Genomic DNA, 26,029 nt, shown 5'->3' on the forward strand with positions numbered 1-26,029 from the left:
GGGGCGGGGGGGGCGGGGGGGGGTTCTGTTTGTCGGCCGGGGGCCCCCCCCCCCCCGGCCCGCGCCCGCCCCCCCCCCCCCGGGGGGCCCCCCCCCGGCCCCCCCCCCGCCACACACGAATCGTTTTCGCACAAGGGCTGCAAGAAGCCCTGTCGAGTCAACCGCAGCGCGGTGCTCGCCCCGCACGGGGCCGCACCCACGCGGCAGCCCTCAAGCCAGGACACCCCGGTCACGGGCCTCTGCTCGACAAAACACCACCACCCGGTACCGGACCAACCCCGAATGAGACCCGACCCGCAACCAAGCGGCACAAGGCCCACGTCGGAGCAGCCGGCCGCACGGACCACGCGCCACCCAGGCGCGCCAGCTCCGCACAGACACCGGGCGGACATCACAGCATTACGTGATGACTCTTAGGGATCGCCCCTACGGGACCGACCGAACCGGACCGGACCGACCGACCTACAGCGCCGCCGCCAGCTCCGTGCCCTGCTTGATGGCCCGCTTGGCGTCCAGCTCGGCCGCGACGTCCGCGCCGCCGATCAGATGGACGCTGCGCCCGGCGGCGGCCAGCTCCTCGTACAGGTCACGGCGCGGCTCCTGGCCGGTGCACAGCACCACCGTGTCGACCTCCAGCACGGTGCTCTCCTCGCCGACGGTGATGTGCAGGCCGGCGTCGTCGATCCGGTCGTAGCGGACGCCCGGGACCATGGTCACGCCGCGGTGCTTGAGCTCGGTGCGGTGGATCCAGCCGGTGGTCTTGCCCAGGCCCGCGCCGACCTTGGTGGTCTTGCGCTGGAGCAGGTGGACCTGGCGGGGCGGGGTGGGCCGCTGCGGCGCGGCGAGGCCGCCCGGAGCCTGGTAGTCCATGTCGACGCCCCAGTTGCGGAAGTACGTCCGGGGGTCCTCGCTCGCCTTGTCCCCGCCGTCGGTGAGGTACTCGGCGACGTCGAAGCCGATGCCGCCGGCGCCGAGGATGGCGACCCGGTCGCCGACGGGCGCGCCGTCCCGCAGCACGTCGAGGTAGCCGAGGACGCGCGGGTGGTCGGCGCCGGGGATGTCCGGGGTGCGCGGGGTGACACCGGTGGCGACCACGACCTCGTCGTAGCCGGCCACGGTCTCGGCGGTGACCCAGGTGTCGAGGCGTACGTCGACCCCGTGGGCGTCGAGCTGGTGGCGGAAGTAGCGCAGCGTCTCGTCGAACTCCTGCTTGCCGGGGACCTTGCGGGCGACGTTGAGCTGGCCGCCGATCTCGCTCGCGGCGTCGAAGAGCGTGACCTCGTGGCCGCGCTCGGCGGCGCTCACCGCGCAGGCAAGGCCCGCGGGTCCCGCGCCGACGATGGCGACGCGCTTCTTCAGCCGGGTCGGGGAGAGCTCCAGCTCGGTCTCGTGGCAGGCGCGCGGGTTGACCAGGCAGGAGGTGATCTTCCCGCTGAAGGTGTGGTCGAGGCAGGCCTGGTTGCAGCCGATGCAGGTGTTGATGGCCTCGGGCGTCCCGGCGGCCGCCTTGGCGACGAAGTCGGGATCGGCGAGCATCGGGCGGGCCATGGAGACCATGTCCGCGTAGCCGCCGGCCAGCAACTCCTCGGCGAGTTCCGGGGTGTTGATGCGGTTGGTGGTCACCAGCGGCACGGATACCTCGCCCATGAGCTTCTTGGTGACCCAGGCGTAGGCGCCGCGCGGGACGGAGGTGGCGATGGTGGGGATGCGGGCCTCGTGCCAGCCGATGCCGGTGTTGATGATCGTCGCCCCGGCGGCCTCGACCGCCTTGCCGAGGGTGATCACCTCCTCCAGGGAGGAGCCGCCCGGGACCAGGTCGAGCATGGAGAGCCGGTAGATGACGATGAAGTCCTCGCCGACGGCCTCGCGCACGCGCTTCACGATCTCGACGGGGAAGCGCGTGCGGTTCTCGTAGGAGCCGCCCCAGCGGTCGGTGCGCCGGTTGGTCTGCGCGGCGATGAACTCGTTGACGAGGTAGCCCTCGGAGCCCATGATCTCCACGCCGTCGTAGCCGGCCTGCCGGGCGAGGCGGGCGGCGCGGGCGTAGTCGCCGATGGTCCGCTCGACGTCGGCGTCGGTGAGTTCGCGCGGCACGAAGGGGCTGATCGGCGCCTGCAGCGGGCTGGGTGCGACGAGGTCCTGGTGGTAGGCGTACCGCCCGAAGTGCAGGATCTGCATCGCGATCCGGCCGCCCTCGCGGTGCACGGCCTCGGTGACCACCTTGTGCTGCTCGGCCTCCGCCTCGGTGGTGAGTCTGGCGCCGCCCTCGTACGGCCGGCCCTCGTCGTTGGGCGCGATGCCGCCGGTGACGATGAGACCCACGCCGCCGCGGGCGCGGGCCGCGTAGAACGCAGCCATGCGCTCGAAGCCGCGCTCGGCCTCCTCCAGACCGACGTGCATGGAGCCCATCAGCACGCGGTTGGGCAGGGTGGTGAAGCCCAGGTCGAGCGGGGTCATCAGGTGCGGGTAACGGCTCATCGGGCCCTCCGTGCGCGGTGTCGTCGCCTCTTGTTGTAGAGGACGCGAGAGCCTTTATGCAACTAGTTGCACAACCGCCGAGGGGTGACGCCGACCACTCTGTACCTACTAGTATGTACACAACGAGCCCGATCCCTGCCCGCCCCGAAAGGACGCCACCATACCCTTCGTCCGCATCGACGCGCTCGGCTCCGACCCCGCCCGGCTCGACGCGCTCGGCCAGGCCGTCCAGGACGCCCTGGTGGAGACGCTCGGCGTCCCGCCCGAAGACCGCTTCCAGGTGCTGACCGGCCACGACGGCACCACGAGCACCCTGCGTCACGGCGACCACCTGGGCGTGCGCGAGGACGACGCGGTGGTGTTCGTGGCCGTCACCATGCGCTCGGGGCGCTCCCCGGAGCAGAAGCGCGCGCTCTACCGGCGGATCGCCGAGCTGGTGCACGAGCGCACCGGCACCGCGCCGCGCAATGTCGTCGTCACCGTCACCGAGAACACGTCCGCCGACTGGTCCTTCGGCAATGGCGAGGCGCAGTACGCCCCGGCCGGCGGGGAGCCGGCCGGGGCGTTCTCGTAGGCGAGAGGGTCAGCGGCTGCGCAGCCGCAGATGCAGGTCCCTCTCCTGGTCGCCGGAGGCCGTACAGGTCTCCTCGACGGTGAACATCGAGTCCAGGGTGTGCCGGAACCGGTCCACGGCCCAGTAGCCGCCCTGCACGTCCGCCTGGACGGCGGCGCCGAGGTGGACCGGGGGACAGCCCGGCCCCAGGGCGTCCGCGACGTCGTACGTGCCGAGCCAGACCATCGGCCGGACCTCGTGGAGCTGCTGAGGGATCTCGTCCGCACCCCTGTCGGAGGCGAAGCACGACCCCAGCGCGTCGAAGACGAGGCGGGCGTCCTCCTTGGAACCGCTGATCTCCACCGTGACGGTTTCGGGATGCGACCGCTCCGTGTGTGCCATTGATCGCTCCTTTCGTGGCGCGCCGCGGTGGAAGGGAGTACCCCGCCGAACCGCGTCCACCCTCAGGAAAGCACCACCTGCCGGTCGGCACACCCCAGGCGGGCTCAGCCGCGGGAGAACTTGTAGGTCTTGCTGTCGGTCAGGACACAGAAGCCCGGCGACATCACGATCACGCGCAGGATCCCGGTGCGGCGGTCGTAGTCGATGCCCTCCGCCTCGAACGTGCCGGAGCAGGAGCTGCGCAGCGGCAGCTGGCGCAGGGCGGTGACATGGCCGGTGACGTCCCCGGAGCCGTTCGGCGGGGCGGACAGGTCGATCTGGAGCAGCGGCTTGGTGAGGCCGAAGAGGCTGCCGTCCGGGTCGTCGGAGGAGCACAGCAGGGTGGTGGGGCCGGAGAAGTCGCAGCCCTGGACGTCGCGGACGGCGTGGTCGAGGTCGACCGCGGACACCTGCGGGAGGTTCGCCGAGGGTGAGGTGGACGGGTTGACGCCGGGGGTGGGGAAGACCAGCAGCCGGTTCATCGTGCCCCACTCGCCCGAGAGCATCCACTGGCCGTCGGGCGAGACCGCGTCCCAGGAGTTGTTCAGGGCCTCGCCGGGGCTCAGCGTGTGGACGTACTCCGACCAGGTGCCGTCGGGCGCCTGCACGCGGTACATCTTCGAGTTGCCGGAGTCCTGCTGGTAGGGCTCGATGTAGTAGCCGTTGTACGAGGCATCGGGATCGCCGACGTGGTTCCAGCCGCGGCTGGAGACACCGAGGGGAATGGTGCCGATACCGGTGTAGCGGTTGGGGCTGTTCGCGGGGACCTCCACGGAGGTCAGTCCCTGGCTCTCGTCCAGCGGCCGGGCGCGGTCGGAGCCGGTCTCCGTCCAGCTGTCGGCGGCGGAGGCGGGCGCGGGTGCGGCGAGGGACACGACGGCGGCGGTGGCGAGGGTGACGAGTCCGCAGAGGACTGCGTGACAACGTTGCCGGGCGGACGCGGGCATGGCCGACTCCTCGGGCGGGGTGCGGGGGCGGGAACACTCGGTCGGCGGACAGTCTGGCGTGGCGCGTTAGTCATGTACAGGCCAATGCAGCAACATGAGCGTGAACTCTCCCCGTCCGCCGAACGGGCGTGCAGGATGTCCGGGACAGGAGTTCGGTCCCGGCGTGACGGCTTCGGCGGACGCGCACCGCTGTGGTGAGAGATGGTGGAGGTAACCGGCACGGCGTCGGAGAGTCGGGTGTGAGCGCGGTGGATCAAGGGGAGTCGGCACGGGGGACGGCGTGCCGTGCGGACGGGCGAAGGCGGTGCATGGCATGAGTGCAGCCGAGGCTCCGGTGACGGAGGGCGGCGAGCCCGTGCGCGGGCCGGTGCGGCCCGGCGGCCTGCTCGATGTGCTGGGCGTGGCCTCGGTGGTGCTGGACACCACCGGGCGGATCGTGCTGTGGAGCCCGCAGGCGGAGGAGCTGTTCGGGTACAGCGCGGGCGAGGCCCTCGGCCAGTACGCGGCCCGGCTCATGGTCCACGAACGCCATTTCGAGCTGGTCGGCAAGCTCTTCGCCGATGTGATGCGCACCGGGCAGAGCTGGGCCGGCGGCTTCCCGATCCGGCACAAGGACGGCAGCACCCGCCTGGTGGAGTTCCGCAACATGCGGCTGCTGGACGACCGCGGTGACGTGTACGCCCTCGGTCTGTGCGCCGACCAGTCGACCGTACGGCGCCTCGAGCAGGACGTGGCGCTGTCCGAGCGGATGGTGAAGCAGTCGCCGATCGGTTACGCCGTCCTGGACACCGACCTGCGGTTCGTCTCGGTCAACCCGGCCCTGGAGCAGATCAACGGGGTGCCGGCCGCCGAGCACGTGGGACGGACGATGCGCGAGGTCCTGCCCATGCTGGACTCCGAGCCGGTGGAGACCGACGCCCGGCGGGTGCTGGACACCGGCGTGCCGGTCATCGACAACACGCTGGTCGGCCGTACCCCCGCCGACCCGGACGAGGACCACACCTGGGCGCATTCGCTGTACCGGCTCGACGACGCCATGGGCAATGTGCTCGGCGTCGCGGTCTCGGTCGTCGACATCACCGAGCAGCACCGGGCCTCCCTGGAGGCGGAGGCCGCACGGCGCCGGCTCGCGGTCATCGCCGACGCCTCCGCCCGGATCGGTACGACGCTCGACCTGGACCGCACCGCCTGCGAGCTGGCCGAGGTCGCCGTACCGGAACTCGCCGACGTGGCCGCCGTGGACCTGCTGGACTCGGTGGTGGACGGCCGGCGCAGCACGCTGGGACCGTCGGAGTCGGCGATGATCCGGGCTCTCGCGGTGCTTCCGCAGGACGACTCTGACGCGGTGCGGGCCGCCGATCCGCCCGGCCGGATCGCGTGGTACGGACCCGACCGGCTGGTCACCGAGTGCGTGCGCTCCGGCGAGGCGTTGCTGGTGCCTCAGGTGAAGGACGAGGACCTGCGGCGCATCGCCCGCTGCCCCGAGTCGGCCGAACTGCTGGGCCGCGCGGGACTGCACTCGTATCTCGCGGTACCGCTGATCGCGCGCGGCGAGGTGCTCGGCGCCCTGGACCTCAAGCGCACCCGCAATCCGGCGCCGTTCGACGAGGACGACGTCCTGCTCGCCCGGGAACTGGCCGCCCGCGCGGCCGTGCAGATCGACAACGCGCGCTGGTATCAGAACGCCCGCAACACCGCCCTCACCCTGCAGCGCAGTCTGCTGCCCAGCCGGCCGCCGGAGACGATCGGCCTGGAGGTGGCCTCCCGGTACCAGCCCGCCGGGGCCACCAGCGAGGTCGGCGGCGACTGGTTCGACGTCATTCCGCTGGAGGGCGGCAAGACCGCGCTCGTGGTGGGCGATGTGATGGGCAGCGGGCTCAGCGCGGCCGCGACCATGGGCCGGCTGCGCACGGCGACCACCACGCTGGCCGCCCTGGACCTCGACCCGGCGCTGCTGCTGGAGCACCTGGACAAGACGACGTCGGCCCTGGACCACTCCATCGCGACGTGCATGTACGCCGTGCACGATCCGCATCTGCGGGAGTGCCGGATCGCCAACGCCGGCCATCTGCCGCCGGCCCGTCTCCGCCCGGGCCGCCCGCCGGAACTGCTCGACCTGCCGACCGGGGTGCCGCTGGGCGTGGGCGGGGTCGCCTTCTCCACCGTCACCGTCGACTTCGAGCCCGGCGACGAACTCGTCTTCTACACCGACGGGCTGGTGGAGACCCGCTCCCATTCCCTCGACGAACGCCTGGACTTCCTGCTGTCCCTGCTCGACGACCCGGCCCGCCCCCTGGAGGAGACCTGCGACTTCCTGCTGCGCACCCTGCACCACCCCGACAACCACGACGACGTCGCCCTGCTCATCGCGCGGGCACAGGAACTGCCCTGACGGCTACGGCAGTACGCCGATCACCACGTGCGCGGACAGCTCCTCCGACACCGCAAGACGGGCCGTCAGGCCTGCGTCCGTGAAGATCCGTACGGCGGCCGGTGCCTGGCGTTCGCTGGTCTCGGTCAGCAGGCAGCCGCCCGGTGCGAGCCACTCGGGCGCCCCGGCGGCCACCCGGCGCAGCACGTCCAGACCGTCGGCGCCGCCGTCCAGGGTGACGCGCGGTTCGTGGTCGCGGGCCTCGGCCGGCAGTAGGGGCAGTTCGGCGGTGGGGACGTACGGCACGTTGGCGGTCAGGATGCCGACGCGGCCGCGCAGCGCGGCGGGCAGGGCGTCGTAGAGGTCGCCCTGGTGGGCCCGGCCGTCGAAGGCGGCGAGGTTGTGCGAGGCACAGCGTACGGCGGCCGGGTCGATGTCGGCCGCGTGCACCTCGGCTCCGTCCAGGGCGGCGGCGAGGGCCGCGCCGAGCGCGCCGGAGCCACAGCACAGGTCCACGACGACACCCGCCCGCGGCGCCTGGGCCAGCGCCTGGTCGACCAGGAACTCGGTACGGCGGCGGGGGACGAACACCCCCGGTTCCACCGTGACCCGCACACCGTGGAACTCGGCCCAGCCCAGGACGTGTTCGAGCGGAAGCCCGGCGGCGCGCCGGTCCACCATCGAGGCCGCTTCCTCGGGCGTGCGGGCGGTGGCGAGGATCAACTCCGCCTCGTCCTCGGCGAAGACGCACCCGGCGGCGCGGAGGGCCGAGACGAGGGTGGCATGGGAGGAAGGGGCAGAGGAGGACGAGGAGGACAGGGAACCAGAAGACGACATGGGGGGCCGAAAGCCTTTCGGAGCGCGGGACTTCAGGGCGCTCTCGCGGTCACCGCTGCCGGTGCACCGTCCGCGACCGGACGGCCACCATACCCCAAGGGGTGCGCCCGGTTTCCTGCGGGAAAAACACGTGGCGCGGTGCCGGGCGGGCGGCTACGCTCGCCGCGATGACGACTCACGCCTCGCAGAGATCGGGGGTCCCGTCCGCGCAAGGTGAGCGCTGATGCTCCCTTCCACCGCGTACGGGGATTCCCGGCTTTCCCTGTGGCTGCGCGTACGGACGTACGCCGTGCCACCGTCCATGATCGAGCTCGCCACCGGCCGCCGCGCCGCCGGGGACTGGGCGGGGGCCTGTGCCGCCGCCCGGATCGACGTAGACCTCGATCTGCGTTCCGTGGCCCGCGCCCACGGCCGGGAGATCGCGGCCCGGCTCCGCGCCGACCTCCGCAGTCTCGCCCCGGACCTGCTGCGCTGGCACATGCCGAGGATCGCGCCCGACGGGCTGCTGCGCCCCGGCCTGACCCTGATGCTGGCCCGGTACGAGCGGCCCGGCCGGGCCGGCCCGCTGCATCTCGTGGCCCGTACCCCACCGGCCTGGGCGGACGCCGGCCAGCGGATCACCCTCGCCCTGTTCGATCCGGCCGAGGCGCCCACCGGCCGCCATCCGCATCCCCGCCCGAACCGCCGCTACCGGCTCGATCTGCACCGGCACCTGTGGGACGCGACCAGGGCGGGCGAGCTGCGCGAGCGGTCGGGCGCCGGCGGTCCCGCGCCACCCGACCGCGATCCGCTGGGTCTCGTCCCGCCGGGGCATGGCTGTGCCGTCGGCCGGTGGGCGGCCGAGGCGGGCATCCTGCTGCGCGCCGAAGGACACTCCGGCGGAACCTTCGCCGTACGACTCGGCGGCCGTCGCCGACTGGTGCTGGCGGTGGCGGCGGACGTGGGTGACGCGCCGGATCCCGCCGAGCACCGGCGCGGGGCCCACCCGGCCGAACCGGCCACGGACCCGGCGGCCGGACCCCGGCACCATGACCGACCGCACCACCTCGCGGACGAGGGCGACGCCCCAAGCCCGGCCGAGGACCGGCGCCGGGCCGTCGCGGCCGACGGACCGCCGGACCCAGGCGGGCTCCACCAGGTCGCAGGCCGTGACGGCGCGCCGGGTCTGCGGATGGTCGACGAACTTCCGCCGGGCGGTCTGTCCGCCGTGCCGGTGCTGCCCGATGCGGCGACCTGGGTGGCGCCCGATCTTGAGTTGCTGCGTGCCGGACTGCTCGGCGCGGAGCGGCTGCATCCCCTGGTCGCCGCCGCGCTGTGGCCCGGCCACTCGGCGCCGGGTGCGGTCCGCGATCCGGACCCGGTGGAACAGGCGCGTCGGGTGGAGTGCCGGGGAGCCACGCACCGGATCGGCCTGGCCGACGGCGTCCTGGTGCCGCTGGACCACGATCCGGCGGAGATCCGGCGCGAGGAGCTGCTGGCCGCGCTCGGCGGGCCGCCACTGCCCTGCCTGCGGGTCATCGACGAGGCGCACCGGCGCCCCGACTGCCTCGCCGGTGTCCGGGAACGGCTGGACCACGGGGACACCCAAGGCGCCCTCGCCGTGGTCGAGGGGCTGCTCGGTCCCGGCGCGGTGCTGCGCGAGGGACCGCTGCGGGACGAGCTCACGGCGGCCGCCGAGCGGCGTATCGCCTACGGGCTGTACCGGGCCGGTCTGACCGGCCCCGACGGCACCTCCACCGACCCGGGCCGCCGCACCGGCCGAGGCCGCCGCCCCACCCGACGGCAGTCCCGCACCGTCACCTTCTTCTGAACCTCCTTTCCCTTCCACCGACTTCACCCCCCTCCTACATCCTTCAGGTGATCCCACATGACCGCTGCCACCGCTCCTGTCTCCCTCGCCCCTCAACTCGACGTCGCCGAAGCCCTGTTGGACCTGCTCCGCGAGACGACCACCGAACCCCGCACCGACGTACAGCTGGAGGCGCTCACCCTGGCCGTGGCCGCCGATCTTCCGGTGCTGCTGTGGGGCGAGCCCGGCATCGGCAAGACGGCGGCGCTGACCCAGCTGGCCGCCACCCTGGACCTGCCGCTGACGACCGTGATCGCGAGCGTCCACGAGCCGTCCGACTTCTCCGGCCTGCCCGTCGTCGGAGACGATCCGGCGGTGCAGGGCGTCCCGATGGCCCCGCCGGACTGGGCGGTGCGGCTCGTACGGGCCGGGCGGGGCCTGCTGTTCCTGGACGAGCTGTCCACCGCTCCCCCCGCGGTGCAGGCGGCCCTGCTGCGGCTCGTGCTGGAGCGGCGGATCGGCGCGCTGCGGCTGCCGCCCGGGGTGCGGATCGTGGCCGCCGCCAACCCGCGCTCCTCGGCGGCCGACGGCTGGGAGCTCAGCCCGCCGCTGGCCAACCGGTTCGTGCATCTGCAGTGGGCCCACGACCACGACGTCGTCGTACGGGGCCTCGGCGGGACCTGGCCGCGGGCGACCCTGCCCGCGCTCGACCCCGAGCGGCTGTCCGAGGCCGTGGCCTTCGCCCGGCGCGCGGTGTGCGCGTTCCTCGTAGCGCGGCCCGGGTTGGTGCACCGGCTGCCGAGCGGCGAGAGCCGCCGGGGCGGCGCATGGCCGTCGCCCCGGAGCTGGGAGGCGACCCTGCGGCTGATCGCCTTCGCGACCGCCGCCGGATCGTCGCGGGACGTGCTGTCGCTGCTGGTCCGGGGCACCGTGGGGGACGGCCCCGGGCTGGAACTGCTGGCGAGTCTGGACCGGATGGACCTGCCCGACCCGGAGACGCTGCTCGCCGACCCGGCAGGTGCCGAACTGCCCGAGCGGGGGGATCTGCGGCAGGCCGTGCTCGACGGCGTGGTCGACGCGGTCCGAGGGCGCCCCGAGCGGGCGCGCTGGGACGCGGCCTGGGCCTTGTTGGTGCGGGCGATGGAGACCGGGGCACCGGACGTGGTGGTCGTCCCGGCGACCACGCTGGCCGCCCTGCGCCGGGAGGACTGGGACGTGCCGGCGGCGGTCGAGCGGCTCGCCGGGGTGGTGTCGCTGTCCCAGCGGGCCGACCGGGCCGCCCGGGTCGCCGGGGCACGCCGATGACGGCGGACGCACCCGGCGCGCTGGACCGCGGCAAGCTGTTCGCCGCGCGGCTGCACGCGGCCCGGGCCCGGCCGTACCTGGCGACCGCCCTGTTCGCGCTGCGGCCGGTGGAGTCGCGGGAGGTTCCGACGATGGGCGTCGACCGGTACTGGCGGTGCTATGTCTCCCCGGCGTTCGTGGACCGCACACCGGTGGCGGAACTGGCGGCGGTGTGGGTGCACGAGGTGGCGCATCTGCTGCGCGACCATCACGGGCGCAGCGACCGGTTCGCCCGCGAGCACCAGCTGACCGGGCCGGCGGAGCGGCTGCGGATGAACATCGCCGCCGACTGCGAGATCAACGACGATGTGTACGGCGACGGGCTTGTGCGCCCCGAAGACGCCGTGACGCCAGGGACGCTGGGGCTGCGGCCGGGCGAGCTCATGGAGGACTACCTGCGGCAGTTCCGGCTCGGACCGCGCCTTGCCCGGCTGGCCTGGCTGGACTGCGGCAGCGGCGCCGACGGGCGGGACCGGGGCTGGGAGCTGGGGCCGGACGGCGCGCACGGGCTGAGCGAGCAGGAGCGGGACGCGGTCCGGTTCCGGGTGGCGCAGGGCATCAAGGGCCACCCGGGCAGCGCCCCGCAGGGCTGGCGGCGGTGGGCGGAGGAGGTGTTCCATCCGCCGCAGCCGTGGCGGCAGTTGCTTGGCTCGGCACTGCGGTCGGCGGTCTCCGCTCCGGGGGTGGGCGAGGACTACAGCCACGGCCGGCCGGCGCGGCGTGCGGCCGCGCTGCCCGGGATCGTCCTGCCGAGTCTGCGGCGCAGGCCGCCCCGGGTGTGCGTCGTCATCGACACCTCGGGGTCGGTCAGCGACGCCGAACTGGGCAGCGCTCTGCTGGAGGTGACCGCGATCTGCCGGGCCGTGGGCGGCCGGCGGGACCTGATCTCCGTGCTGTCCTGCGACGCCGCGGCCCAGACCGTGCGGCCGCTGTGCCGGACGGAGGGCATCGAGCTGGTGGGCGGCGGTGGGACGGATCTGCGCACCGGGTTCGCCCGCGCGCTGCGGACCCGGCCCGACGCCGTCGTGGTCCTGACTGACGGTCAGACGCCATGGCCGGACGAACGGCCGCGGTGCCGCACGGTGGTGGGGCTGTTTCCGCGGGTCGGCGGCTCGTACGACGAGGACCGTCCCGACTACCAGCCGGACGCGCCGCCGGCGTGGGCGCGGGTGGTGACGATCGGGTCGGCGGCGGGGTGACGGGGTGGAGCACCGGCAGGAGGCCCATCCCGTCGAAGTACCGGCAGAGGGCTGGTCCGGTGACGCGCCGGCAGGGAGCCCCGCCCGTCGCCGGGCGTGCTCCCCGTCCCGGAAGGCGCCGGGTCAGACGCCGACCGTTTCCTCGACCTCTTCCTCGGCCTCCTCCTCGGCCGTCCGCGCCGCCTCCCGCTCCATCGGCGGCACGGCGGGCGTGCCAGTCGCCTCGGGCTCGGTCGTCGCGGTGCCGGGGTGGCCGACCGCGTGCCGGGCCCGGCGGGGACGCTCGTACAGGGCCGCGATCCCGGTCACGACGAGGCCCACGAGCAGCCAGACCACGAGCGTCGACACGTTGCGCGACAGACCGTCGTCGCCGAAGTACAGCAGGCTGCGGACACCCTCGACGAAGCCGGCGCCGTTCCAGAAGGCGTGCAGCGTGCCGAAGAAGCCGTTCTGCAGCTCGGGGCGGAACAACCCGCCGGAGCTGGTGAAGTTGAGCATCACGAACAGCACCATCATGGTGAGCGTGGTCCACCGCTTGAGGAAGGTGTGCAGGCCGACGCCGATGAAGAGGATGCCGGCCGAGTACAGCCAGGCCATTCCCCACACGCCCGCGAGGTCGTGGTGGGCGAGGTGGAACACCGGTCCGGCGAGGAGCGCTCCGATGCCGCTGACCGCGGCGGAGACACCGAGCGTGAGCAGCGCCCGTACCCGCATCGAGAGGGCGGCGCCCGCGGCACCGAGGGCGGCGACCGAGGCGTAGGAGCCGATGCTGAGGGCGATCAGCAGGAAGAACAGGCCCTGGCCTGTGGGGTCGTCGGCGACCGGCTCGGCCACGTCGGTGACCTTCAGCGGCACGCCCTGCCCGGCGGCGACCGGCGTGAAGACCTTCTCGACCGCGGTCGCGCCCATGTCGGAGGCGGCGCTCGCCACCAGCAGCTCGGGCGCCTTGGCACTGGGCACATAGGCGCCGGTCACCTCGCGGGACTTCAGCAGGTCGACGGCGTCGGCGCGGGTCGCGACCGTGCGGACGTCCAGCTTGTCCCCGGCGGTGTCCTTGACGGTCTGGGCGAAGACCTTGGCCTTCGGGGCGCTGCCGACGACGGCGACCGGCAGGTGGTGCGGCTCCGGGGTCACGAAGGCCCCCATGTACGCGAGCCCCATGCCTATGCACATCAGCAGCGGGGTGATCAGGTGCGTGAGCACATGGCGCAGTGCCGGTGACCTCATCGCGCGCGAACCTCCAAAGGTTGGCTTATACAACTTTCACTTCAAGTTGTACTATACAACTAGAACGCCGGAGGAGGTATTCCCGTGAGCGCAGCGGAGTCGGCCGTCGAGACGATCCAGCGCGAGATGACCATCTTCGCCCGCCGGGCCCGGGCCTCGGCGGGCCGTATGCACCCCGAGCTGTCCCTGGTGTCGTACACCCTGCTCGGCCACCTGGAGGAGCAGGGCGGCTGCCGGGCGACGGATCTCGCCGCCCACTACGCGCTGGACAAGTCCACCGTCAGCCGCCAGGTGGCCGCGCTGGAGCGGGCCGCGCTGATCGAGCGCCGCCTGGACCCGGAGGACCACCGGGTCCAGGTGCTGCATCTGACGGAGGCCGGCCGGGAGATCCTGGCCCAGGTCACCCGCAGCCGCCGGGCCGCGTTCCGCGCGCGGCTCGCGGGCTGGCCGGAGGAGGACCTGGTGCGCTTCGCGGCCTACCTGGAGCGGTACAACGCGCATGCTGGTGGGAGCGGGGCCGAGTGAGGGTCACCGGGACACGGGCGCGCCCCGGCCCGTGACGGTCAGGCCACCGGGACCGCGGCCCGCCCGTCGGCCAGCCGCTCCGGGGCGCGCGCCGCGAGGAACGCCGTACGGCGGCGCAGCCGGAAGCCGAGCGACTCGTACAGCCGGATCGCGCCCGTGTTCTGGGCGCTGGTATGCAGGAAGGGCGTCTCGCCGCGCTCCCGTATGCCGTGGGCGACCGCGAGGATCAGCCGGGTGGCGAGGCCTTCGCCGCGGAAGGCGGGGTCGGTGCAGACCGCGCTGATCTCGGTGAAGCCGGGCGGGTGGAGCCGCTCCCCCGCCATGGCGATCAGCGCCCCTGCACAGCGGATGCCGAGGTAGGTGCCGAGTTCGACGGTGCGCGGCAGGAACGGTCCGGGCCGGGTGCGGGCCACGAGGTCGAGCATCTCGGGTACGTCCGCCGGGCCGAGGCGCACCGCCTCCGCGTCCGGCGCGGCGGCGAGGCCGTCGTCCACGAACTGCACGCCGTCGATCCGGAAGGTGATCTCCCAGCCGTCCGGCACCTCGCCACGGTAGCCCGGCAGCGGGATCTCCGCGCCGGGACCGGCCAGCGCGGCCAGGTCCGCCCAGTCCCGCGCGTCCGGTTCGTCGGGCAGCGCCAGCCAGGGAGAGACGTCGACGGGGTAGCGCAGCACGCGGCCGCGCCGCTCGGCGAAATGGGCGTGCGGTCCGGTCAGGGAGGCGAGGGCGGGATTGTCGAGGACGTGCGGGGCGTCGGCGGCAGGCCCGTCGCCGACGCCCGCTCCGGCTATGACGCTCACGCGGCCACCTCGATCACGATCTTGCCGAGGGCGTGCCCGTCCTCGACGGCGCGCAGCGCCTGGCCGGCCTGCTCCAGCGGGAAGACCCGGGTGACGTGCGGATCCAGGGCGCCGCGTACGGCGAGGTCGGCCACCGCCTCGAGGACGGCGGCGGTGCGGACCCGGTGGACGGCGGCGCCGCCGAGCGCGGCCACGGCCTGCTGCGGCGAGCCCGCGGTGACCAGCTTGGCGCGGTCCTTCAGCAGTTCCGCGGCCTCGGTGAGCACCGGGCCGCCCACCAGGTCGTACACGCCGTCGATCCCGTCCGGCGCGGCGTACCGCACCCGCTCGACCAGATCGGGGCCGGAGGAGACGTGCACCGCGCCCAGCGACTCCACGAACTCCCTCTTGCCCTCGCTCGCCACGCCCACGACCCGCAGTCCGAAGGCGCGGGCGATCTGCACGGCCGCACTGCCGACGCCGCCGCCCGCGCCCGTCACCAGCAGGGTCGAGCCACCGGGCAGGTCGAGCTGGCGGACGCCGTCGTAGGCGGTGGCGGCGGCGACCGGGAGGGTGGCGGCGTCACGGAAGGACAGCGCGGCGGGTTTGTGGGCGGTCACGTCGGCGGTGAGCAGGGCGTACTCGGCGTATGCGCCGTGGGCGGCGCCGCCGAACACCTCGTCGCCGGCGGCGAAGCCGGTGACTCCCGGGCCGACCTCCGCCACGACGCCGGCGGCCTCGCTGCCGAAGACCACCGGAAAGACAGGCTCGCCCTCGCCGGGGCGGCGGAAGCCCTGGCGCAGCTTCCAGTCGACGGGATTGACGCCCGCCGCGCGGACCGCGATCAGGATCTCGCCAGGGCCCGGACCAGGGCGGTCCAGATCGACCAGCGCCTCGGCCTCCGGTCCCCCGTGTCGCGTGTAGACATACGCCTTGGACATGCTGTTTTCCCTCGCTTCTCTCGCCCTGCCACCGGTGTACCGGTGCCGGCACCGAGCGCAAAGGAGAAGCGCCGCGAACCTATTCCCCGGCCCCGAAAGAGTTCATACGGCCGCAATCATCCGGCCCTGACGTCGGGGACGAGAGACGGAGCACAAGGAAGGACAACGTACGGTTGAAGGATGAACGTTACGCGAGGCTTCACGGGCCGCCCGCGCGTCCACAACCCGGGGCTGCCGCCCGGGCAGTACGACGCGGGCGAGGACTGGCCCGTCCTGTCCGCCGAGGTCACCCCCGACCTCGCACCGGCCGACTGGTCCTTCCGGATCGACGGCCTGGTCGAGCGGCCGCACACCTGGGACTGGGACGGGGCGCACGCGCTGCCGGCGTCGGCGTACGACGGCGACATCCACTGTGTGACCGGTTGGTCGAAGTTCGGCGTGCGTTTCGGCGGGGTCTCGCTGGACGCGTTCTTCCATGTGGTGCGGCCCCATGTGTCCGCCACCCATGTGGTCGCCCGCTCCCACACCGGCTACACCACCAACCTGCCGCTCGCCGACCTCACGGGCGGGCGGGCCTGGATCGTCTGGGAGTACGACGGCGAGCCGCTGCCGCCCGAGCACGGCGGCCCGGCGCGGCTGCTGGTGCCCCACCTGTACTTCTGGAAGAGCGCCAAGTGGATCGCCGGCCTGACCCTCCTCGACCACGACGAGCCGGGCTTCTGGGAAGGCAACGGCTACCACGAGCGCGGCAACCCCTGGCAGGAGCAGCGGTACTCCGGTGACTGACACGGTGACGACGAACGCGAACACCGCCCCTGACCCGACCGAGGGCACCGCCGTTGCCGCGAGGCGCTTCGCCGTACCCGGACGCATCGAGGTGAGCAATCAGGTGGCGGCCGTGTGGCAGCTCGCCACGGTGGTGGAGATCCGGCGTGAGACGCCGCGCGCGGCAACCTTCCGGCTGGCGGTGCCGGGATGGGCGGGGCATCTGCCGGGCCAGCATCTGATGCTGCGCCTGACCGCGCCGGACGGTTACGCGGCCCAGCGCCACTACTCGATCGCGTCGGCGCCGGACGACTCCGGGCACATCGAGCTGACCCTGGACCGGGTGCCGGACGGCGAGGTGTCCGGCTGGTTCCACACGGTCGCCCGCCCCGGTGACACGGTCGAGGTGCGCGGGCCGCTGAGCGGCTTCTTCGCCTGGCCCGGCGACCGGCCCGCTCTGCTGATCGGCGCCGGCTCCGGGATCGTCCCGCTGATGTCGATGGTGCGGCACCACCGCGACCGCGCTCTCACCGTGCCGCTGCGCATGCTGGTGTCCGCGCGCAGCCCCGAGGAACTGATCTACGCGGCCGAGCTGGGCCCGGAGACCACGCCCGTCTTCACTCGCAGCGCCCCACAGGGTGTGCCCGTGGGACGTATGGCGACCGCACATGTGGCGCCGCTCCTGGCCGAACAGCCTCCCGGTGGGTGGGAGGCCTATGTGTGCGGATCCAACGGGTTCGCCGAACACGCGTCCCGCCTGCTGGTCGCTGTGGGCCAGCCGGTGGACCGGATCCGGATCGAGCGCTTCGGCTGACCCCAGTCGCGCGCCGGGGTCGTTCGCGCGACCGTGGGGCGCATGGCGCGTTCCGTGCTCCAGGTGGGCTTGAACTCGCGGTTCTCGGCGTGAGCGAGGTGCTCCGTACGGGGTACGAGACGGGTGTGGACGCTCGTGTGCGTGAGCGGCGGAGGGGGTGACGGGCCTGAGGGACCGGCTCGTCGGCTCTCCGGCTGCGACGGTGCGAGGAGGTGGACATGCGTACCCGGGTGCGTGGCTGGCGCTGGCGGCGCAATCCGCTGCGGCGCCACTCGGATGTCGTGGAGGCGTGGACGGTGCTGATCGTCGCCGTCCTTCTGTTCGTGGTCACACCGCTGGTCGGCGTGGCCGCGGGTCTGCGCGCGCATGACACGGCCCGGAGTGTCGCGGCCACCCAGCGGGCCGAGCGCCACCAGGTGCGCGCGCAGGTGTTCGGCGACCCGCCCGAGCGGCTGCCCGGCACGCAGGGCGACCGCGCGTACCCGTACCGCGCCCACGTCCGCTGGACCGAGCCCGGCAAGGGGACCCGTACGGCGTGGGCCCGGGTGCCGGCGGGGACCCGTACCGGTGACACGGTCCCGGTGTGGCTCGACGCGCGGGGCCGCGGTGTCGCGCCGCCGCCGGACAACGCGGCGGTCTGGCAGCACACGGTGACCGTCGGGCTGGTGGCGGCGGGCGGCACGGCGGCCTTCGTGCTCCTCGGGCACGCCGTCGAGCGCCGGATCGCGCTGCGCCACCGGCTGGCGGAGTGGGAACGGGAGTGGGCGCGGACGGGACCGAGGTGGACCCAGCCCCGGGCTTGACAGGTATCCGGCCCCCGACAGGGGGCAACCGCTTACTGGTCAGCCATCCGGCACCCACGTACGGTGAGCTGACGCAGTCTCCCTTCGCAAAGGTGGTTGTAGATGGCCCTGTTCGACCTGCCCCTGGAGGAACTCCGCAAGCACCGCAGCGCGTCCACCGAGCCCGAGGACTTCGACGCCTTCTGGGACAAGACCCTGGAGGAGGCACGCGAACACGAGCTGGACGCCCGCTTCGAGCCGGTGGACACCGGACTGTCGACGGTCCAGGTGTACGACGTGACGTTCGCCGGGTTCGGCGGTCACCCGGTCAGGGGCTGGCTCCGGCTGCCGGCCGGCGCGACCGAACCGCTGCCGCTGGTCGTGGAGTTCGTCGGCTACGGCGGCGGGCGCGGGCTGCCGCACGAGAGCCTGCTGTGGGCCTCGACGGGCCGGGCGCACTTCGTGATGGACACCCGCGGCCAGGGCAGCGCCTGGGGCGCCGGGGGCGGCACGGCGGACCCCGTCGGCGCGGCCCCGGCGTACCCCGGCTTCATGACGCGGGGCATCGACGCGCCCGAGAACTACTACTACCGCCGGGTCTTCACGGACGCCGTACGCGCCGTCGAGGCGGCCCGTTCGCATCCGCTGACCGACGCGGCGCGTACCGTGGCGCTCGGCGCCAGCCAGGGCGGCGGCATCACCCTGGCCGTCGGCGGCCTGGTCCCCGACCTGGTGGCGGTGGCGCCGGACGTGCCGTTCCTGTGCGACTTCCCGCGCGCGACCACGCTGACGGACCGGCACCCCTACCGCGAGATCGGACTGTTCCTCAAGACGCACCGGGGCCGCTCGGCGGAGGTGCTGCGCACGCTGTCCTACTTCGACGGGGTGCACTTCGCGGCCCGCGGCCGGGCGCCGGCCCTCTTCTCGGCGGCGCTGGAGGACCAGACCTGCCCGCCGTCGACCGTGTTCGCCGCGTTCAACGCCTGGGCGCACGAGGACAAGGCGATCGAGGTCTACGACTTCAACGACCACGAGGGCGGCGGCCCCTTCCACGAGGTGGAGAAGCTGCGCTGGCTGCGGTCGTACGCCTGAGGCGGCGGGCGGGCACCGGAGTACGCCGGGCACTTCCCTCCAGTCCGACCAGTCGGTACGTTCGGGGGACCCGGGTCGCAGCGTCGCGGCCCGGGTTTCCGGCGACGACGGAGGTCCCATGTCCGCGCACGAGACACAGGTCCACGGCCACTGCGACGCGCGCTTCGCGGCGGTGCGCGAGGCGTTCGAGGACAACTTCCGGGAGCGGGGCGAACTGGGCGCCGCGATGGCGGTGACCGTCGACGGCACCACGGTGGTGGACCTCTGGGGCGGCTGGGCGGACGCGGCCGGCATCCGGCCCTGGGAACGCGACACGCTGGTGAACGTGTGGTCCACCACCAAGGGCCCGGTGGCGCTGTGCGCGCATCTCCTCGCCGACCGGGGCCTGCTCGACCTCGACGCGCCCGTTGCCGCCTACTGGCCGGAATTCGCGGCGGCGGGCAAGGAGAAGGTGCTCGTACGGCATCTGCTGTCGCACCGCGCCGGGCTGTCCGGGCTGCGCGAGCAGCACTCCCTGGCGGACCTGTACGACTGGGAGCTGACGACCGCCCGGCTGGCGGCGACCGAGCCGTGGTGGGAGCCGGGCACCCGCTCCGGGTACCACGCGTTGACGTACGGCTTCCTGGTCGGCGAGGTCGTCCGGCGGATCTCGGGGCTGCGGCCGGGGGCCTTCCTGGAGCGGGAGGTGACCGGGCCGCTCGGGATCGACTTCACGGTCGGGCTGCCGGCGAAGGAGGCGGGCCGGGCGGCCGAGATGGTGCATCCGCCGGCCGCGTCCCGCAGTGAACAGGCGGCGATCTTCAGCCAGTTGACGCCCGCCGCGCTGGCGGCGCTGACCAATCCGGTGGTCGGGGCGGCGGAGGCGAACACGCCCGAGTGGCGCGCGGCGGAGATCCCCGCGGCGAACGGGCACGGCACCGCACGCGCCGTCGCCGCGCTGTACGGCGTCTTCGCCGGGCGCGGCTCCCACGGCGGGCGGCGCATCCTGTCACCGGAGGCGGCGGAGCGGGTGCGCGAGGGCCAGGGGAGCTGCCGCGACCTGGTGCTGGGCGCGGGCCTGGACGGTGAGACCGAGATCGGGCTCGGCCTGTGGCTGAGCGGGTCGAACGGGTCGTACGGCCCGAATCCGCGGGCTTTCGGTCATGACGGTTTCGGGGGCTCGTGCGGACTCGCCGACCCGGAGGCGGGCGTGTCGCTGGGATACGTGATGAACCGGATGGGGCCGCGCATCGCCGACGACCCACGGAAGATGGCGCTGATCGACGCCCTGTACAGCGCCTTGTGACGGCGTGACGGCCCGGGTGCTTCGCGGGTGGGTTGCGGGTGGGTTTCGGCCGAACCGGCGGACCGCTCTTCCCTCGTGGTTTAGACCAATGCTAAGTGTGGTCGCGCAACGAGCCCGCACGACTACGTCTAGTCACAACAGGAGGGCGCGGCATGGCCCGCACCACCCCGCACGAACCCGCGCAGAGCGACGACCGGCCCCTGTACGGGCGGATCGCGGCGCTGCTCCTCGACGAACTGCGCGCCGGCAGCATTCCGCCGGGTGAACGGCTGCCGGGCGAACGGCACTTGGCCGCGTATTTCCAGGTCAGCCGGGAGACCGTCCGGCAGGCACTGGAGGTGCTGCGCCGCAGCGGTGCCGTCGCCACCGACCGCAGGGGCAGCCATGCGACGCTGCCCGCCCGGCCGCTCGCGACGCCGGGGACGCCCGCCTTCCCGCTCGGCGCCCGCTCGGCGGACCCGTCCGCGGTCGACCGGGCCACGGTGACCTGGGAGACGCCGCCGGAGGAGCACGCACGGGCGCTGGGTCTGGCCCCGCACCGGCCGACGCTGGTGCACCGCTACCGGTCGGCCACGCCGGACGGCCGGTCGCTGCGCACGGCGGTGACGTCGTTCTCGGCGGTGGCGCTGGCCGAGGTGGCGGAGCTGGCCCGCTACCGGGGCCGGGCCGACGGCAGCACCCCCGCGCAACTGCGCCGCGCCTACGACTGGATGCGCAAGGCCGGCCTGTCCCTGCACCACCGCGACGCCATCACCCAGGTCGACGGCGCCGCATCGGTACGGGTGACCCGGCGGGTGCACGACCAGTACGCCCGGCCGCTGGAGATCACCGATCTGGTGGTGGACGCCGAACGGGACGAGCTGGTCTACGAGTTCACACTGCCCGCGGCCGGCTGAACCCGCCGGGCCACCACCAGCCGGGCCCGCGGGCCGCCGTCGCCGCGCCGCCCGAACTCGGGCAGGCCGTGCAGCTCGACGGAGAACCCGGCGCGGCCCAACTCGCCGAGCACGCCGCCGAGTCGGAAGGCCCGGAAGTACATGACGAACGGCGGCCGCCACAGGGCGTTGCGCACCCGCATCACCGCGTCGAAGCCGAGCAGCATCCAGAAGCCGGCCTGGGTCGGACGGGGCGGGGCGAGCACCGGGAAGGCGAACCGGCCGCCCGGCCGCAGGACGGAGTGGACCTGGGCGAAGAGCCCCGGCAGCTCGCGCGGCAGGAAGTGACCGAACGCCCCGAAGGAGACCACGAGATCGAAGGCGGCCGCGAACGGCAGGGCCCGGGCGTCGCCGCGCACCCAGGCGACCTCGGGCCCGCCGGCGGGCCGCACCCGGTGCCGGGCGACGTCCAGCATGCCGGCGCTGAAGTCCACCCCGGTGACGCTCCGGCGGCACAGCCCGGTCAGCACCTCGGCGCCCGCGCCCGTGCCGCAGCACAGGTCGAGCCCGTCCTCGAACGGGCCGAGCGGGGTGAGTGCCTTCGCCACGGATCCCAGTACGTCGTCCGGCGTCCGGAAGGGCGTGTGGTCGAACTTCGGGGCGAGCAGGTCGTAGCCGTGCTCGACGGACGACAGCGCCTGCACGGCGAGTTCACGCAGACTGGGGCCTTCGGGACCGAACATCTTCTCAGCCTAGGGCCACGCGCTGCGCCAGGACCGCGAGAACCCGCTCGCACCAGCGCAGGTTCTCCTCCTCGAAGCCGATCCCGGCCATGAGCGTGAGGTAGGGGCCGACGCGGTCGGTGCTGCTCAGGTACTCCTCCTCGGTCCGCCCGTCCAGGAGGCGGCGCCGCACCCGCCGGTAGCGGTCGAGCTTTCCGCGCGCCCAGCCCATGCGCTCCTCGATCAGCGCGCGGGTGACCTCCGGGTCGCCGCCGTCCATCGCCTGGATCTTGATGAGGAGTTCGTCGCGGACGGCGGTGGGCCGCTTCGGCGGCTCGGCGGCGAAGGCGTCCAGCTCGGCCCGGCCGGCCTCGGTGAGCGTGAACATCCGCTTGTTCGGCCGCCGCTCCTGCTGCACCGTCCGGGCCTGGACCAGTCCGTCCTGCGCGAGGCGCTCCAGCTCGCGGTAGAGCTGCTGCGGGGTGGCGGGCCAGAAGTTCGCGAGTGAGACGTCGAACGACTTCGACAGCTCGTAGCCCGAGGCCTCGCCCTCCAGCAGGGCGGCCAGGACGGCGTACTTGAGCGACATGTGGACAGGCTAGCAGCCGTTGATTAATCTCATCCGCACCTATTCAATTAATTGACTAGTCTCATTGAGCTCATCGACTCTGCGAGGTGATCCGATGCATGCGTTCCGTGCCGCGGTCGAGGCCGACGACATCGATGCGGTCGAGGCACTGCTGGCCGAGGACGTCGTCTTCACCAGCCCGGTCGTCTTCAAGCCGTATCCGGGCAAGGCGATCACCGCGGCGATCCTGCGCGCGGTGTCCCAGGTCTTCGAGGACTTCCGCTACGTCCGGGAGATCGGCGACCCGGCCGCCCCCGACCACGCGCTGGTCTTCACCGCCCGGGTGGGCGACCGTGAGCTGACCGGCTGCGACTTCCTCCATGTGAACGAGGAGGGTCTCATCGACGAGTTCATGGTCATGGTCCGCCCGCTGTCCGGGGCACACGCCCTCGCCGAGGCCATGGGAGCGCGGTTCGACGAGATCGCGAAGGAGGCGGAGGCGCGGTCGGCGTGACCAGCACCTATGGGGGCGCCATGCCGGTACCGCGAGCAAGGGTGGTCCTGACGGGCAGCGCGGCGGTCCGGAACTGAACCTGTCGTTCGTGTGGCCGCTACAGCGCTCAGGCTCCGGGGGATCCGGCGGGTGCGAGCCGGACCGGCAGGGTGCGCACGCTGTTGCCGACGAACCCGGCGTGCGGGGCCAGGCCGGCTTCGGGCGCGGCGGGTTCGAGGTCGGGGAAGCGGGTGAAGAGCCGCTCCAGCGCGATGCCCGCCTCCAGCCGGGCGAGCGGCGCGCCGAGGCAGTAGTGCGCACCGTGCCCGAGCGAGAGATGGCGTACGGCACCGGGCCGGGCGGGACGGGTGACGTCGAAGCGGTCGGCGTCGGGGCCGTGCGCGGCGGGGTCACGGCCGGCGGCGGAGTAGCCAGCGAGGACGGGGGTGCCGGCGGGTATGAGGGTGCCGGCGGGTATGAGGGTGCCGGCGGGTATGAGAGTGCCTTCGACGGTCAGGTCGCGCACCGGGTAGCGGAAGGGGAAGTAGCTGACCGGCGCGTCCCAGCGCAGGGTCTCCTCGACCGCGTCGGCCCAGGTCGCCTCGCCCGCCCGCACGAGGTCGAGCTGGTCGCGGTGGGCGCACAGGGCGCGCACGGCGTTGGTGATCAGGTTGAGCGTCGTCTCGTGTCCGGCGACGATCATCAGCAGGAGGGTGCCGATCAGCTCCTGGTCGCCGAGCCGGTCGCCGTCCTCGTCGCGCGCGGCGATGAGCGCGCTGGTGAGGTCGTCGGCGGGCGCCGCGGCCTTCGCCGCCGCGATCTCGCCCAGGACCGCGACGAGTTCGCGGTTGGCGGCGATGGCCTCGGCCGGCTCGATGTCGGTGGCCACGACCTGGTTGCTGAGGTGGTGCAGCCGGCCGCGGAACTCGGCCCCCACGCCGAGGAGTTCGCAGATGACCGCCATCGGCAGCGGCAGGGCGAAGTGCCGCCGCAGATCGGCGACGCCGTCCGCGTCCTTCGCGGCGGCGGTCAGGTCGTCCAGCAGGGCTGCGGTCAACTGCTCGACGCGGGACCGAAGTTGCTCCACCCGGCGGGGTTTGAAGGCTCCCCTCCCTGGAGGGAGGGGATGCGTCGCCCTCCAGGGCTGAGCGGGGATTTACGGCTCAGGCCGCCACCGGAGCCGGCGGCCCCGGTGGTCCTACGCCCTCGGCACCGTCCGGGTTCCAACCTGCCCGGACCAGCATCACGCGGGCGGAGTTCTTGTCCCTGGGGGACACGGCTCCGCACGCGGTGCAGGCATACGTTCTCATCGACAGAGGCAGTGCGTGCTTGGTTCTCGCTCCGCACGTGGCACAGTCCATCGTGGTGTGCGCCGGGTGCACGAGACGGACGTCCCGTGCGTGCTTGCGGCCCATCTCGATCAGGGCACGCTTCGTAGTGGCGATGGCGGCATCGGCCGCCTTGCGGGCCATGGTGGTCTTCGCCAGGAACCTCGGCCTGAAGTCCTCCACCGCGACCCCGTCGTGGCCGCGCATCACGGACTTGGCCCACTTGCGGGCGGTGTCCTCACGCTGCCTCGCGATCTTCTTGTGCAGCTTCGCCGCCTGTGCCTGCGCCTTGCGGTAGCCGGCGGATGCGGGCTGTCCCTTCGGACGGCGCCGCCGGGCCATCATCCGCTGGTACCTCGCCAGCCGCTGCGCGGCCCGCCTGCCGTGCTCGGCATGGGGGAGATCGTAGGCGTCGTCGGTGGTGGTGGCGGTCTCCTTCACACCCCAGTCCACCCCGAGCACGCGCCCCGTGGGGGCGAGCGGTTCGCTCTGCGCGGGAACGACGAAGGACGCATACCAGTGGCCGAGGCTGTCCTGGTACACCCGCACACTCGACGGGTCGGCGGGCAGCTCCCGCGACCACACCACCCTCAGCACGATCCCGCCGGCAAGGTGCAGGCGGCCGTCCTTGAGGCGGAAACCGCGCTTGGTGTAGTTGAGGCTGGGCCGCGCCTCCCGTTTCTTCTTGAAGCGGGGCATCTGGGCCCGGCGCTGCTGCGGCAACCGGTCCTTGATGTCCTTCAGCGCCTTGGCACGGGACTTGGCAAAGTCGCGTATCGCCTGCTGCTGCGGCACCGACGCGCCCTCAGCCAGCCAGGGCGTCACCCCGCGTGCCTCGGTCAGCATCTTGTCCAACTGCGCCGGACCACACGTCAGCTTCTCGCCACCCGCTTTGCCCTGCGCGTGGACCTGCCGGGACTTGGCCACGCATTCGTTCCAGAGCCACCGGCAGCGCGCCCACTCCGCTTCCAGTGCGCGCCGCGCGGTAGCCGACAAGCGCACACGGAAGGTGTACCGGGCATGCCCGGCGTCCTTCGTGGTCGCCTCCGTCGTCATGCATCCGAACCTACCCGAGCGGACTGACAGTTGAGAGCTCTCGATCATGGTGGGCGGCATCACCGCCGTGCCCAGTGGACACCGGATCGCCCTGACGGCGATCCGGCTATCCCTGCCCTGCTCCGCAGGAGTCCGATTCCTCCCCGGCCCGAAGGCCGGGGCATCCTCGGAGGAACCCGGTGAAGGCGCGGCCGGCCAGGGACCGCAGCCGCCGGTGGTCCTCGCCGTCCGCGGTGGTCATGCCCGGCACGGTGGCGAAGGTCAGCAGCGGCCAGCCCGCGGGGATCCGGCCCTCCCGCAGGTCCGGGAAGTGGCGTGCGTTCTTGGCGACTTCGGGATGCTGCAGGAACTCCTTCAGCGCCTCGTGTCCGAGTACGGCCATCCCCTCGATCCCGCCGGGCAGTTCCACCGGGGCCACGGCACCGCCGGCCAGCAGCCGCGCGTTGACGGTGTGCGGGCAGCCGCCCGCGGGGTCGAGTCGGTGCGGGGGCCGGGCGGGAGGGGTCTCCACGGGTTCTTCTCCTGACGGTCGGGCGGAAGCGCAGGGTGGCTCGGCGGAGGAGCGCTGCCGGCTCGGGGCGGGAATAGACGCGGACGCCATCATGTTGACCCAACCGAGCGCATGGGTATAGTGCGATCAGCGCTTGTGCGTGTCCCGTCGTACGGGCACCGGTGCCGCTTCCTCTCCATCAGCCCCTCGGCCGTGGCTTTCCACCGGCCCGGGCTTCCTCTCCGCACCACCTCGTGACCAGGGCGTATCCCGCCGTACCCGAGGTGGCGTTCCCGCCGCCCGGAGGCAGCTGTCAAGGCCTCCCGCT

General features: G+C 73.2%; 23 protein-coding genes and 2 pseudogenes. 13 read left to right on the forward strand and 12 right to left on the reverse strand.

Going from position 1 to position 26,029, the window contains the following annotated elements; translation table 11 throughout:
* Window positions 1-462: 462 nt before the first annotated feature.
* Window positions 463-2,478, reverse strand: coding sequence for an FAD-dependent oxidoreductase (locus ACIBJF_RS27635; RefSeq protein WP_399177677.1), 2,016 nt, complete (start codon window positions 2,476-2,478; stop codon window positions 463-465).
* A 160-nt stretch (window positions 2,479-2,638) separates the two neighbouring features.
* Between ACIBJF_RS27635 and ACIBJF_RS27640 the strand changes: the two genes are divergently transcribed.
* Window positions 2,639-3,052, forward strand: a complete 414-nt coding sequence (locus ACIBJF_RS27640) for a tautomerase family protein (protein ID WP_399177805.1) — start codon at window positions 2,639-2,641, stop codon at window positions 3,050-3,052.
* Window positions 3,053-3,061: 9 nt separating this feature from the next.
* Here ACIBJF_RS27640 and ACIBJF_RS27645 read toward each other — a convergent pair whose 3' ends face one another.
* Together ACIBJF_RS27645 and ACIBJF_RS27650 are read right to left on the reverse strand one after the other, a co-directional pair.
* Window positions 3,062-3,433, reverse strand: a complete 372-nt coding sequence (locus tag ACIBJF_RS27645; protein ID WP_399177679.1) for a hypothetical protein — start codon at window positions 3,431-3,433, stop codon at window positions 3,062-3,064.
* A 104-nt stretch (window positions 3,434-3,537) separates the two neighbouring features.
* Window positions 3,538-4,419: a hypothetical protein gene (locus ACIBJF_RS27650; RefSeq protein WP_399177681.1), complete on the reverse strand. Its 882-nt coding sequence runs from the start codon at window positions 4,417-4,419 to the stop codon at window positions 3,538-3,540.
* Between the two features lie 313 nt (window positions 4,420-4,732).
* Here ACIBJF_RS27650 and ACIBJF_RS27655 point away from each other — a divergent pair, with 313 nt between their 5' ends.
* Window positions 4,733-6,811, forward strand: coding sequence for a SpoIIE family protein phosphatase (locus ACIBJF_RS27655; RefSeq protein ID WP_399177683.1), 2,079 nt, complete (start codon window positions 4,733-4,735; stop codon window positions 6,809-6,811).
* 3 nt (window positions 6,812-6,814) lie between these two features.
* Here the strand turns inward: ACIBJF_RS27655 and ACIBJF_RS27660 are convergent, their stop codons facing one another.
* A complete protein-coding gene (locus ACIBJF_RS27660; protein WP_399177684.1) occupies window positions 6,815-7,627 on the reverse strand; it encodes a putative protein N(5)-glutamine methyltransferase in 813 nt (270 codons plus the stop codon).
* A 223-nt stretch (window positions 7,628-7,850) separates the two neighbouring features.
* Here ACIBJF_RS27660 and ACIBJF_RS27665 point away from each other — a divergent pair, with 223 nt between their 5' ends.
* Genes ACIBJF_RS27665 through ACIBJF_RS27675 form a run of 3 tightly spaced genes read left to right on the forward strand, consistent with a single transcriptional unit; the run spans window position 7,851 to window position 11,959 of the window.
* Window positions 7,851-9,437: a hypothetical protein gene (locus ACIBJF_RS27665; RefSeq protein WP_399177686.1), complete on the forward strand. Its 1,587-nt coding sequence runs from the start codon at window positions 7,851-7,853 to the stop codon at window positions 9,435-9,437.
* Between the two features lie 57 nt (window positions 9,438-9,494).
* Window positions 9,495-10,721 carry an AAA family ATPase gene (locus tag ACIBJF_RS27670; RefSeq protein ID WP_399177688.1) on the forward strand — a complete coding sequence of 409 codons (1,227 nt, stop codon included), beginning with the start codon at window positions 9,495-9,497 and terminating at the stop codon, window positions 10,719-10,721.
* Window positions 10,718-11,959 (forward strand): VWA-like domain-containing protein, encoded by a 1,242-nt coding sequence (locus ACIBJF_RS27675; protein ID WP_399177690.1) that lies wholly within the window; start codon window positions 10,718-10,720, stop codon window positions 11,957-11,959. The genes ACIBJF_RS27670 and ACIBJF_RS27675 overlap by 4 nt, the downstream gene beginning before the upstream one ends.
* A 123-nt stretch (window positions 11,960-12,082) precedes the next feature.
* Here the strand turns inward: ACIBJF_RS27675 and ACIBJF_RS27680 are convergent, their stop codons facing one another.
* A complete protein-coding gene (locus ACIBJF_RS27680; protein WP_399177692.1) occupies window positions 12,083-13,186 on the reverse strand; it encodes a hypothetical protein in 1,104 nt (367 codons plus the stop codon).
* A gap of 126 nt (window positions 13,187-13,312) precedes the next feature.
* Between ACIBJF_RS27680 and ACIBJF_RS27685 the strand changes: the two genes are divergently transcribed.
* The gene (locus tag ACIBJF_RS27685) at window positions 13,313-13,711 is read left to right on the forward strand and encodes a MarR family winged helix-turn-helix transcriptional regulator (protein WP_399177807.1); all 399 of its coding nucleotides are present in this window, start codon (window positions 13,313-13,315) and stop codon (window positions 13,709-13,711) included.
* A 38-nt stretch (window positions 13,712-13,749) separates the two neighbouring features.
* Here ACIBJF_RS27685 and ACIBJF_RS27690 read toward each other — a convergent pair whose 3' ends face one another.
* Both ACIBJF_RS27690 and ACIBJF_RS27695 read right to left on the reverse strand, forming a co-directional pair.
* On the reverse strand, window positions 13,750-14,511 hold the full coding sequence (locus ACIBJF_RS27690; RefSeq protein ID WP_399177693.1) for a GNAT family N-acetyltransferase: 762 nt from the start codon (window positions 14,509-14,511) through the stop codon (window positions 13,750-13,752).
* A complete protein-coding gene (locus ACIBJF_RS27695; protein ID WP_399177695.1) occupies window positions 14,508-15,431 on the reverse strand; it encodes an NADP-dependent oxidoreductase in 924 nt (307 codons plus the stop codon). Before ACIBJF_RS27695 ends, ACIBJF_RS27690 begins: the two co-directional genes overlap by 4 nt.
* Before the next feature lie 180 nt (window positions 15,432-15,611).
* On the opposite strand from ACIBJF_RS27695, the gene ACIBJF_RS27700 reads away from it, so the two are divergent.
* The 6 genes from ACIBJF_RS27700 to ACIBJF_RS27725 all read left to right on the forward strand — a co-directional run bounded on the left by ACIBJF_RS27700 (window position 15,612) and on the right by ACIBJF_RS27725 (window position 21,065).
* Window positions 15,612-16,217: a sulfite oxidase-like oxidoreductase gene (locus ACIBJF_RS27700; protein WP_399177697.1), complete on the forward strand. Its 606-nt coding sequence runs from the start codon at window positions 15,612-15,614 to the stop codon at window positions 16,215-16,217.
* Window positions 16,218-16,302: 85 nt separating this feature from the next.
* Complete coding sequence (locus ACIBJF_RS27705; RefSeq protein ID WP_399177809.1) at window positions 16,303-17,010, forward strand: ferredoxin reductase; 708 nt, start codon at window positions 16,303-16,305, stop codon at window positions 17,008-17,010.
* Between the two features lie 218 nt (window positions 17,011-17,228).
* The gene (locus ACIBJF_RS27710) at window positions 17,229-17,813 is read left to right on the forward strand and encodes a hypothetical protein (RefSeq protein WP_399177698.1); all 585 of its coding nucleotides are present in this window, start codon (window positions 17,229-17,231) and stop codon (window positions 17,811-17,813) included.
* A 102-nt stretch (window positions 17,814-17,915) separates the two neighbouring features.
* Window positions 17,916-18,884: an acetylxylan esterase gene (locus ACIBJF_RS27715; RefSeq protein WP_399177700.1), complete on the forward strand. Its 969-nt coding sequence runs from the start codon at window positions 17,916-17,918 to the stop codon at window positions 18,882-18,884.
* Between the two features lie 118 nt (window positions 18,885-19,002).
* Window positions 19,003-20,169 carry a serine hydrolase domain-containing protein gene (locus ACIBJF_RS27720; RefSeq protein WP_399177702.1) on the forward strand — a complete coding sequence of 389 codons (1,167 nt, stop codon included), beginning with the start codon at window positions 19,003-19,005 and terminating at the stop codon, window positions 20,167-20,169.
* Between the two features lie 152 nt (window positions 20,170-20,321).
* Entirely contained in the window at window positions 20,322-21,065 is a 744-nt protein-coding gene (locus ACIBJF_RS27725) for a GntR family transcriptional regulator (RefSeq protein WP_399177704.1), read from the forward strand.
* Here ACIBJF_RS27725 and ACIBJF_RS27730 read toward each other — a convergent pair.
* Window positions 21,035-21,787 (reverse strand): class I SAM-dependent methyltransferase, encoded by a 753-nt coding sequence (locus ACIBJF_RS27730; protein ID WP_399177706.1) that lies wholly within the window; start codon window positions 21,785-21,787, stop codon window positions 21,035-21,037. The genes ACIBJF_RS27725 and ACIBJF_RS27730 overlap by 31 nt on opposite strands.
* A gap of 4 nt (window positions 21,788-21,791) precedes the next feature.
* The gene (locus tag ACIBJF_RS27735) at window positions 21,792-22,355 is read right to left on the reverse strand and encodes a PadR family transcriptional regulator (protein ID WP_399177708.1); all 564 of its coding nucleotides are present in this window, start codon (window positions 22,353-22,355) and stop codon (window positions 21,792-21,794) included.
* A 94-nt stretch (window positions 22,356-22,449) separates the two neighbouring features.
* On the opposite strand from ACIBJF_RS27735, the gene ACIBJF_RS27740 reads away from it, so the two are divergent.
* Window positions 22,450-22,848 (forward strand): nuclear transport factor 2 family protein, encoded by a 399-nt coding sequence (locus tag ACIBJF_RS27740; RefSeq protein WP_399177710.1) that lies wholly within the window; start codon window positions 22,450-22,452, stop codon window positions 22,846-22,848.
* Window positions 22,849-22,954: 106 nt separating this feature from the next.
* Here ACIBJF_RS27740 and ACIBJF_RS27745 read toward each other — a convergent pair.
* The 3 genes and pseudogenes from ACIBJF_RS27745 to ACIBJF_RS27755 all read right to left on the reverse strand — a co-directional run.
* Window positions 22,955-23,932 (reverse strand): annotated as a pseudogene (locus ACIBJF_RS27745) (cytochrome P450); the annotation flags it as partial.
* A gap of 58 nt (window positions 23,933-23,990) precedes the next feature.
* A complete protein-coding gene (locus ACIBJF_RS27750; RefSeq protein WP_399177712.1) occupies window positions 23,991-25,211 on the reverse strand; it encodes an RNA-guided endonuclease InsQ/TnpB family protein in 1,221 nt (406 codons plus the stop codon).
* 178 nt (window positions 25,212-25,389) lie between these two features.
* Window positions 25,390-25,722, reverse strand: a pseudogene (locus ACIBJF_RS27755) (cytochrome P450); the annotation flags it as partial.
* Between the last annotated feature and the right edge of the window lie 307 nt (window positions 25,723-26,029).

It is taken from the genome of Streptomyces sp. NPDC050743 (genome assembly GCF_044456925.1).
Taxonomy (GTDB): Bacteria; Actinomycetota; Actinomycetes; order Streptomycetales; family Streptomycetaceae; genus Streptomyces.